Source organism: Nostoc sp. UIC 10630, assembly GCF_010747425.1.
GTDB lineage: Bacteria > Cyanobacteriota > Cyanobacteriia > Cyanobacteriales > Nostocaceae > Nostoc.
In genome coordinates, this window is record NZ_JAAGOG010000089.1 from 19,838 (window position 1) to 30,711 (window position 10,874).

6 protein-coding genes are annotated in these 10,874 nt (G+C 38.5%); 4 read left to right on the top strand and 2 right to left on the bottom strand.

Annotation, left to right across the window (positions count from 1 at the left end; genetic code table 11):
* The first annotated feature begins 2 nt into the window (after window positions 1-2).
* A complete protein-coding gene (locus G1O98_RS41145; RefSeq protein ID WP_345940570.1) occupies window positions 3-2,492 on the top strand; it encodes a CHAT domain-containing protein in 2,490 nt (829 codons plus the stop codon).
* A gap of 13 nt (window positions 2,493-2,505) precedes the next feature.
* Here G1O98_RS41145 and G1O98_RS20200 read toward each other — a convergent pair whose 3' ends face one another.
* Window positions 2,506-3,435, bottom strand: coding sequence for a hypothetical protein (locus tag G1O98_RS20200; RefSeq protein WP_163930996.1), 930 nt, complete (start codon window positions 3,433-3,435; stop codon window positions 2,506-2,508).
* 365 nt (window positions 3,436-3,800) lie between these two features.
* Window positions 3,801-5,657 (bottom strand): protein kinase, encoded by a 1,857-nt coding sequence (locus G1O98_RS20205; RefSeq protein WP_163930998.1) that lies wholly within the window; start codon window positions 5,655-5,657, stop codon window positions 3,801-3,803.
* Window positions 5,658-5,943: 286 nt separating this feature from the next.
* Here G1O98_RS20205 and G1O98_RS20210 point away from each other — a divergent pair, with 286 nt between their 5' ends.
* From G1O98_RS20210 to G1O98_RS20220, 3 genes are all read left to right on the top strand, one after another.
* A complete protein-coding gene (locus G1O98_RS20210; RefSeq protein WP_163931000.1) occupies window positions 5,944-7,461 on the top strand; it encodes an NACHT domain-containing protein in 1,518 nt (505 codons plus the stop codon).
* A gap of 553 nt (window positions 7,462-8,014) precedes the next feature.
* Complete coding sequence (locus G1O98_RS20215; RefSeq protein WP_163931002.1) at window positions 8,015-8,353, top strand: hypothetical protein; 339 nt, start codon at window positions 8,015-8,017, stop codon at window positions 8,351-8,353.
* Window positions 8,350-10,874, top strand: a 2,525-nt coding sequence (locus G1O98_RS20220) for a plasmid replication protein, CyRepA1 family (protein WP_163931004.1), incomplete at its 3' end; no start/stop codon positions are given. The genes G1O98_RS20215 and G1O98_RS20220, both read left to right, overlap by 4 nt.

Consider the following 10,874-nt stretch of genomic DNA (forward strand, 5'->3'; position numbering starts at 1 on the left):
AAGTGAAAATTACTAGACGTAGATATTTATTTTGCAGTGTTGCAGGTTTCCTTGTGGCAGCCGGCAAACCATCTCAGCTCATGGCTCAAAATGTCAGCAAAATCACTCAGCAGGCAGAATTTTGGACTGAAAAGGGGCATGAGCTATTAAATCAAGGTAAATATTTGGAGGCGCTGGAGGCTTGGAAAGAGGCTACTAAAATATATGGTCAACTCGATTATGAAGAAGGTGTTGTTGGGAATTTAATTAATCAGAATCTTGCTTTACAAGGATTAGGCTTATACCTTAATGCATGTGACATTCTTTTAGAAGCTTTAAAAATAGATAAATTGAATTATTATCCAATTTTTTCTTCTTTTAATAAAAAAAGCAAAGAGTCTCTCAATACAGCAATTAATCGAATAAAACCTACTCCAGTTAATTTGTTAGCATTACAAAACTTGGGAGATATTTTACGTTTACTCGGTAGCTTAGATGAATCAGAAGTAGTTTTAAAAAAAACGTTATTATTCGTCAAACAGATAACGCCAAATCAAGATATTAGTTTAATTTTATTATCTTTGGGAAATACTAAACAGTCAATGTATGAGCGTTCACGCTCACAATCAAAATGGATAGAAGAACTAGTTTATAAAAAAGAAGCTGTTGCGAAGGTTCAGCAAAATGCACTCTTGTCACTTGAGTATTACCAACAAATAAACAATCTGGCAAATGCTTCTACTATTGTAAAAGTGCAGGCTCAACTCCAAAATTTGAGATTATTGTTAGATTTTGATGGATGGCTATTAACACAGTCACAGACAAGTCAGAGGTTTACAAATACTAAAATTAATATTAATCAAAAAATTCAACCTTTAATAGATTCAATCATGAAAAACTCTTCCTCTTTCGAGGAATTGCCTATGAATCAATCTGTCTATGCCAAGCTTAACTTCTCTGATAGTCTAAATAAAACTTATAATAAAAGTTTACAACCTGTAGCTATACAGTATGCTGAATCTGCCTTACAAACTGCCCAAAGTATCAACAATCAACTTCTGCAATCCTTCTGTTGGGGAATACTAGGCAAATTAAAACCAGATAAATCAGAAGCATACTTTAGGCAAGCTTTAGGGTTTGCTCAATCAATTCGGGCATGGGATGTCGCATACCAATGGCAGCAACAGTTGGGTGATTTATATCGAAAACAGGGAAAGCATGAAGCTGCTTCCAAGATGTACCAAGCAGCTATTGATAACCTAACGCAAGTTCGTACTAATCTTTTAACTAGCAATCCCGATACACAATTCTTTTTCTATGAAAAAGTAGAACCAGTTTACCGGAACTACCTAAAATTGCTACTAGAAAATTCTTCTACTAATATACGAAAAGTAATACAACTGCATGAAGAATTTAAAATAACAGAGCTAGAAAATTATCTTCAGTGTGGCAAGCTTAATCTTATTTCTTTGAATCAAATTCAAGATTTAGATATTAAACCAACAATTATTCATGTAATTGACTTATTGGATAGCATAGAAGTTATCTCTCAATCTCCTAAACAACCTCTTCATCATCACTCTATTGATCCTCAACTAATTAAAGAACATATTAACAATCTTGTAAACACTTTACAAGACAAAAATCTTGCTTACACTAGTGAAAATGTTATTATTGCTCATTGTCAAGCCCTTTATAGATTAATTATTGCACCTATCAAATATTTACCAGCATCAGGAATGCTAGTATTTACTTTAGATGCATCTTTTCAAAGTTTACCGATGGGCTTGCTTCATGATGGTAAAAATTATCTGATCGAACGCTACGGTATTACAGGAACTTTGGGATCGAGATTGCAACCACCTAAGATTTTACCTCCCAAGCAATTAAGGGCTTTCATTGCTGGACTCAGTAAGGTAAGTCCTAGTTTTTACGCTCCAAATGCTCCCAAAGGGCTCAAAGCATTGCCAGGGGTGGAAGTAGAAATAGCAAATGTCAAAAAAGAAATTCCTTCTTCAAAAGTATTGTTAAATGAAGAATTTCTTAGTCCAACGCTAGATAAAGAATTGAGTACAGATGATTTTTCAATAGTTCATCTAACCACTCACGCTCAATTTAGTTCTGTTGCTGACAGAACAATGATTCTCGCTTGGGATAAACCAATTACTGTTTCCGAATTTAATGCTTTGCTCAAAGAAAAAACCCAGTCTAATCAAGAAGGAATTGAGTTATTAGTTTTAAGTGCTTGCCAAACAGCAAAGGGTAATAAAAGATCCGCATTAGGAATTGCTGGAGTGGCAGCACAAGCCGGAGCCAGAAGTACCATAGCTACTCTCTGGCAAGTAGATGCTAATTCCAGTGCTTTACTTCTGAAAATATTTTATCAAGGATTGAAAGATGGTTTAACCAAAGCCGAAGCACTACGTCTTGCACAATTACAAATGATATCAAACCCTCAATACCAACACCCTTTCCATTGGGCAGCATTTTTACTTATTGGCGGCTGGCTGTAATTTCATGAGTAAGTTAACTACTTTTCAACCATTTTACCAATTTCAACCCTGCTTGTACCTTTTCTAATTCAGATGTTTTACCACTATTATTTGCTAATTTAGCTGCTATCGTGTAGTTCTGTTCCGCTTCATCTATTAACAAGGCTCCTAAATAACGATCGCCTAGTAGTCTGTAGATACTTGGATTTTTACTACCTGCCATGACTCGTGCTTTTAACGTCTTAATTGATTCATCTAAAAGAAGCTTTGACATATATATAGCATCCATATCCCAGAAAGCAGCTTCATCAGGTGGCAATCCCAGGTTTTTGATTTCTTTGACTTCACCTGTAATTTGCTGAACATCGTCAAAAGGTAAAAGATGGACTACTAAGGGACTATAATTCAGAGGTTGATCGCCACGGTTACTAATTATAGTGATTGTATACGTATTCCCATACTGTAATTCTTTTTGCTCTTGAGGATATGGTAGGGTTGTAATGTCTTTTACATCTTTCTCCCACTCGACACCATTGCCTTTTACTACTACCGTATAGCTATCAGCGTCTACTACTGAGCGCCAAGAGATTTCTGGTCTATTATTTATAATTGAACTGCCGTAAGGACTAGTTACAATCGGCAAATTTTTTTCATTATCTGGCCCTTTATAGTCATGTGGACAATGGACTATATTTAATACTGAACACTGTACAGCTTCGTTAGGTGGTGGCGCACATATTTTTGTATTAAAAATAGTACTCTGCTTCAAATACAGAAATTTTCGATTTGAGAAGCAAAGAACTTTGACTACACTTCCGTTTTGAGGATTGATCCGCTCTCCCAGACACAAATATTTTCCCGATCTCAGGGAGCGATCACCCGTGCTATAAACTCGACCACTTGGTTCATTGCACAAATTCTTTTGTAATATTCGTTCCTGTCCCCATCCACTGTTAGTAGCCAAAAGGATTAGTGTTGATATTGATACGAAAGTTGTAAATCGGCGGACTGCAAAGACTCTTTTAGTTTGGCTGGTCAGCATTACAACAAGACACAATAGGTACTTACAATTGGCATTTTAATGTAAGTAGAGAATAAATAAGTATAAAGTTTGGTTGCTAGCTTTAAGGGGACTTAGATAGGAAGTAGCCACAAAAACCCTCAAGCGCATATACAGAGATGCTTTGACATCGTTTTGGCTAGTTACTTGATATATCTAGGTTTCAAGCTTTTTTGAGCCTTTGGTGTATTTTACTTACCCTGTATAGCTTTAAGGCTTGTTTCTGCCTCAAAAATGTTTAACTCCTGTTAAAACGGGCTTACCCTGCTCTAGCGAGAAGAAGGCTTGAGCCTAATTCTGTGTAATACATCCTTACGCCAACGAAAAACTTCTGGCTGTTTAGACTCAAGTATCAAGCAGGCTTCCCAGTTAAGCCAGGAATTATCGTTATCACCCAAAGCTTCTTGAGTTTGTGCCAGTAAACAGTAAATATCTGCTCTTTGACCATCCAACTTTTCTGCCTTTTCTAAATATTCTTTTGCTTCACCTAACTGCCTTTGCTGTAATTTCGCCCATCCTAAATTTTTATACAATGCAGCTTGTAATTTTGGTTCTTTAGTCTTTTGTAGACCTTGTAGTGCCAGAGTAATCGCCGCCTTATAGTTACCTTTTAAAATTTTTAATCTGGAGAGGTTATTGATAACTGGAATTGCTTGACTATTAATTTTTATAGACAACTCATACTGCTTCTCTGCCAAGCTTTTTTTTCCTTGATCATCATAAAAGGTTCCTAAGCCATAGTGTCCTTCCCAACTATCAGGCTTTAACTTCAAAGCTTTTTCATAATTAATAGTTACACAATCAAATTCATTTAATAGCTGGCAAACAAAAGCTAAATTATTGTGAGCGTCTATATCTTGATTATTATAGTTTATCGATAACTCATAATATTTTTTAGCATCTTGCAGCTTTTGAGTACTACGAGATGCTTTATCAAAATAAAATTGGGAAATAGAATTTTTAACTTGAGGTTTAATTTTTATGGCTGAATCAAAAAACTCTTGTGCGCTCTGAGAATCATTTGCTGCCTCAGCCCTCTCTCCTTGAGCTACTAAATAATTAGCTGCTAGAGGTATAGATAAAAAGATACCCAAAATACTTAATAAACCTATTAATGTATATTTGCTAAATTTAAATATTTTAGAATTAGCTAATCTATAATTTTTAATTTGCTGAGGTAGCTTTTCTAATCGCTGCAAAATTACTCGCGTAGTTTGCGGACGCTGCCCTGGCAATTGAGCCATCAATTCATCGATAAAACTAGCAACAGGCTTGTCAATATGCGTTGCTTTATTTCTCCAAATTAAATTTCCTGTTTTATTATCTATTGGCAGCTCCATCAGTTTAATACCAGTAACTAATTGTACAAAAGTCCGACCTAAAGCGTAAAAATCTGATTGTGGTACTGCTTGACCATTAATTTGTTCCAAGGGAGTATAGTGAGGCGTAATAACAGAAGTAACTTCATATCGCCCTCCTCTACCTTTATTAGTTCCCCCACTTCCACTTACTTTAGCTAAGTAAGTATTAGTTAATCGTCGCGCAGTACCAAAATCAATTAATGCTAATTGACCGTTTGGCTGAAGAACTATATTAGAAGGCTTAATGTCTCGATGAAAAAAATCAGAACGGTGTACTGTGTCAAGGATTTCAACTAACTGTTTAAGCCATTTTAATGCTAGAGATTGCGAAATCCGCCCATTAGATTCTATCCATTGCTCCAAGTCTTTTCCCTCAAATTTATCCATAACTAAGCAATGTAATATTAAGCGACTATTCTTAGGAACAAATGTGAAAAAGTCGTCCTCAGTGCTTTTGGGAATATTAGAATGCTGAATTAGTTGCAAAGCCAGGGATTCATGCTCAATCAACTTAACTAAATTAGGGGTATCCCATTTCAGAACTTTCATAACTCGCCGCTTATGACCAAGATTCCATTGAGTACTAGCGTCGTCTACCTCAAATACTTCAAAATAATTAAATGGGTTATCAGCAAGCTCTCTCAATGGTTCAACTAGGCGGATACGGTCGTTAATAAGCAGCGAAGTACCACACGATAGACAGTTTTCAATGTCATTAGGATTTTGACGGTTATCGCAAAAAGGATTGATACAATAGCATGACATATTTGGAAAACTTATATAAAGCAGGCAAGAATTGACTCTTGCGTATTAACTAATTCACTAAATATTTCATTGCTAAGTGGCTCACCAACTGGCTTACAGGCATATATTCAGGTATATTTATGGCTTAGTAACAATATTAAAAATTTGTATGCTACTTCCACAAAAAAAGTAATTACAAGCGGAAAAGCCTAGTAAGATTATGTGTGTTATGACACGCTATTAAAATAACGCTAGCTATGGAATTTGACTTAAAAATATCGATTGGCCCATTGGTACAAGGATAGTTATGGATTTTAATGCTGGACAAAGGCTGAATTTACCACTAAATCCTTCCCTGTCTTCGGCTACCATAACAGGACGGAACTTTACTGAACAGAATTGTTCCAAAATAGTAACTTTTGAAAAAGCCTTGGCTGTGGTAGACGACCTAGTGTTTACCAAGACAGGGAGACGCTTATCTGAAGCTGAGATCACTGTCCTAAAGGGAACATGGAATGATTGTGATTACGAGGAGATAGCAGAAAACTCACCCTATAGCCTTAATTACTTACAACGGCGTTTAGCTCCTCAACTATGGGATGTACTGTCCGCTACCATTGGAAATGGTGAACGGGTTTACAAAAAGAATCTGAGGAATTTTTTAGAAATATTAACCCCAGATAAGTATCATACTCAACCAGCATCAAGTGAAAATCAAGTAACCTCTGCCGACAACTCTCTACAAATTATTGGAGGTCGACCACCTGATATATCTAACTTTTATGGACGAGCGCAGGAACTGGCTGATTTAGAAAAATTAGTAACCAAGCAGCGTTGTATTTCACTAATAGGAGTGCCAGGAATTGGTAAGAGTGCTTTAGCTGCAAAGTTAATAGCAGAACTTAGCCTAAAATCTCAACCTAGATTTGATTACTTTTTATGGAAATCAGTGTCTCATGCACCACTAGTTCAGGACTTAGTTTCTGAACTAGTAGAACAAATCCAAACCGTAGAACCCTCATTAACCTTCCCTGAGTATACTCAGGGAAGGATTACAGTGTTAATTAAGCAGTTGCAATCCCGTCGCTGTCTGCTGGTATTGGATGAATTTGACACATTATTTCAGAAAAATAGCTCTGAGCAACGGTTAGAGTATGAAACATTTTTTCGTCGCTTACTGGAAGAGCAGCACCAAAGCTGCTTGCTTCTAACTGGCCGAGTTTTTCCTAATGAATTCGATAGCCTAATAAGAGCTAAACGCTCTATTCAGTATCTTAAAATTAAAGGCTTAGATGCAGATGCTGCAATGCAGCTTTTAGCTACCCAAGGATTAACTAATCCACAAAAGTGTCATGATTTGATTAAAAAATATAGTGGTAATCCATTAGAACTAGAAACAGTAGGTGAACGAATTAACTACTTTTTCGGTGGTAGTACTGAAATATTTTTTGAAAACCAAACTACATTTGTTAGCAGTGAACTTGAAGCGATGCTCGATAAGATGTTCAGTCAAGTGTTAAGTGAAATTCAGAGACAGATTATGATTTATTTAGCAAATGAAATAGCTTCAAATTCTCAATCCATCAGTTTTGTTAAGCTGTTAACTAATATAAATCAAAAGTATAAAGTATCTTTATCAACTTCAGAGTTAGTGAAAGCATTAGAAAAACTTGAACGACTGTCATTGCTAGAAAGTATTAAACATCCAATTACAAAAGAAATTACTTTTACTCTTCAACCAGTAATTAAAAAGTATATCTTGACAGATCCACAAGGATTAGTGCATACATCTGATGCTTTACCAATCTTAGCAAATGCATCTTAACAGATTTTATGGTTAGGTAATCATACTCTACACGAAAGTATTAAAAACTTAAGATTACCTACCTAGTTAAATATTTTTTAGTAAACATGGAGGATTTAAAAGAAAAAAGCAAAATGACATTAGATACTAGACGAAAAGAAGTTGTAATATCAGGTTACTGACTAGATGAAGCGAAAATGGAGGTAAATATACGACAATACCCAAAATTTAAGGGACAAAACGCTACTAAGGAGTAAGTGTTCTGCCCCAAACTTAAAATCGAATAACTCCAGAGCGGGCTTGCTCTTGTAGAAACAAAAAAAGTAGTTATCCTAGTTTGGCGACTTTCTTAACTGCTAATTTGTCCAACAGAGTTGAATCCACGCTGCTTCTTGTATTATACGAGAAACCATACAAACACACCAGTTTTGTGTGGTAGTTTCGGCTATGAAATTGTCAAATCGGCGAGATATTAAGTTTGATTAAGAAAAAACCCGAATTTCATAGTTAAAAATCTTTAGCAGCGCAACAGCCCCCTCTGAAGCTTGTAAACCAAGTTATCAGGGAAAATATCGTGAAAAACAGAGAACGCCCCAAGAGCGCAGTGTTAGAGCGTATGGGGTCGAGTGCAGCTTTCGCATGGCAATTTTGTGCTGTGACGAAGGGAAATTTTCGGAATATCCAGGCTAATAGTCTGGCAAGTCAACTTGGCTCTTTAAAGGGAAAAGGGAAAGGGGGAAAGGTTTTAAATCTTTTACCCCTTACCCCTGCCCCTTATCCTCACTTCGTAGGGGCCTCACCTTCCCCTTTCCCCAGCCCTCACCCAGCAATTTTGGGTTGGCGAACTGCTAGAGCAAGAGTTTCGCAGCTTGAAAGAGTTCTCTCCAAGGGATTCCGAGGAGAGAACCGATGAATGCCTCTTCAACTGAATATCCAAACAATCTCACGGCAGCGGAATACCATGAGTTGTTAGCTGGTAGCGGCATTCATCCGGCGTTGATTAAGCGCAACTTTTTCCACGTAGAGGGAGAATCAGTTTATGATTACCTGTTCATATCTGATAAAATCCCACGCAAGAATGCGGGTCGGGTAACAGATGGATACTTAAAGCTGTATCAGCATCTATTACTGGGTGGGACGTGGATTCAATCACTTGACCCGTTCAAAAACTGGCAACCAATGGAGTGGGGGCGGATTAAGCCGAACTTCCCTCGCATTGATTGGGAAAAAGGCAAGCCTGTTAAGTACGAATCACCCCCCAAAACCCCCAACCGCGTTACCTACTTTGATGTCGCTAACCCTATCTGGGACAGAGTTGCAAAGCGTTATTTAATTAAGCGCTATCATTCGCTTTTAGCATTGCGCTTACTGGATCAACTCAATCCACTAATATTTTGGGAGTGGGTAAAGCAACATCCAGAGATTCCGGTTATCTTATGCGAGGGCGAAAAAAAAGCGGCCTGCTTGCTTAGTTTAGGGTTTGTAGCGATCGCACTGCCAGGAATTTGGAATGGTCGCGTGGGCAAACAAGATTTTGATGAACGATTGCATCCTGACTTAGTACCAATGGCTCAGGCGGGACGCAAGTTCATTATTTTATTCGACTACGAAACAAGAGCTAATACCCGTTGGTCAGTTTACCAAGCCACTGTTCGCACTGCAAAAGCAATCGAATCGGCAGGTTCTGAATGTGAAGTTGCATTACTGCCGGGGCCAGAAAAAGGCGTTGATGATTTTGTAGTTGGTCGAGGTGTTGATGCCAATGCCCTGCTAACTGCAATTATAGATGATGCCAAATCACTTGCCGATTACCAGCGCTCGTATCGGGCGAAAAAATGGGGACTTAGCAAATACAAACCAGATGTCACTATTAATATCAAGTATCTCTCTGAGGCTTTGTGCATTCCTGAACTTGAAGAAAAATGCTTGAGAGTGCCTGAGCTTTATGAGCTTGAAAAGGAACAACTTTTCACGCCATCTATAAAAGGACATTGGAGAAAGAAGGAGTCTACGGATTCTGGCGGAGTTGATTCAGACAAATCGAAGAAATCCCCTAGCTTCAATTTCCCAAAATCAGGACTGGTCGTACTCTGGAGCGACATGGGTACAGGGAAAACTGAACTTATGCGCTGGTGGCGTGAGCAAAACCCCGATGCTCGGTTCCTCAACAACGGGCATCGCGTCAACCTGCTGAAGAATTTAAGCTTACGCCTGAGAACTGCGATGTATTCAGACTTGGGTTACACAGGTTTAGCTCAAGCCCAAGCCCTTAGTATTACCATTGACAGCTTGCACAAACTCAATACGCAAGCGCTGATTTATGGCTGCATATTTATAGATGAAGCTTGCCAATACCTTACCCACCTACTACACAGTAATACGTGTAAACAGCACCGTGCAGCAATCTTGGAGGTACTGGAATATATAGTATACAACGCGCCACTAGTCGTCCTTGCCGACGCACACATGGATGATTTAACCGTGGACTTCTTTCGGGCAATGCGACCAGTAGGTGAAGTACCTTACATCGTCAAAAATGAATGGAAAAATGGCTCACGCACTATATATTGGTACGAAGGCAGTAATTCAAGCGCCCTAGTTGCCCAAATCTCGGCAGCCCTGATGCAAGGTCTGAAAGTCATGGTTGCAAGTGACTCCAAGCGTTTCATCAAAAAACTCGAAAAGTCTTTTACTATTAAGTACGAAGATCCTAACTCTGACCAATCCCATACACCCCAAAAATGGCGCATCTGGTCTGTCCACTCCGATAATTCCGGCAGTGATGAAAACGTCGCTTTCATTAAAGATATCACCAACGCCGTCAAAAACTTTGATGCCTTGTTCACCTCTCCCAGCCTGGGTACTGGTGTCGATATTTCTGAGTATCATTTTGACTTAGTATTTGGTGTCTTTCACGGCGTTTCCCAAACCGCTACCGAATGTGCCCAACAACTGTACCGGTATCGCCCGAAAGTTCCGTTTCATATTTGGGTGGCCCCGCGTCCTCCCTTTGGTTACAAGGATACAAATGCTACCAAGATTAAAGAGCGCTTGCTCCAAACCAATGAAATGACCGCTTTTCTGTTGCGGATTGACAGAGAAACGGGTAAGCGGGGCGCAGAGAAAGATTGGGCGCTTGAGGCTTACTGCCAAATTATGGCTAACCGCCACTATTCTCTCAATAATTTGCGCGATGACTTGCGATCGCTCCTCACAGAAATGGGCAATACATTTATATGTGTGGGCAGTGAAGATGATGAGCAATCTCTTGAAAGTCTTAAAGCAGCAGCACAAGCTTTGGATTGTGCCCACAATTCGGCTGTTGCCAAGGCCAAGAATATTACTTTGAGCGAGTACCGTGCCCGTCAGAGCAAAGATTACCTTGACCCTAATGAAATTTTTGAATGTGAAAAGTTCCGCATTTCTGATTCTTA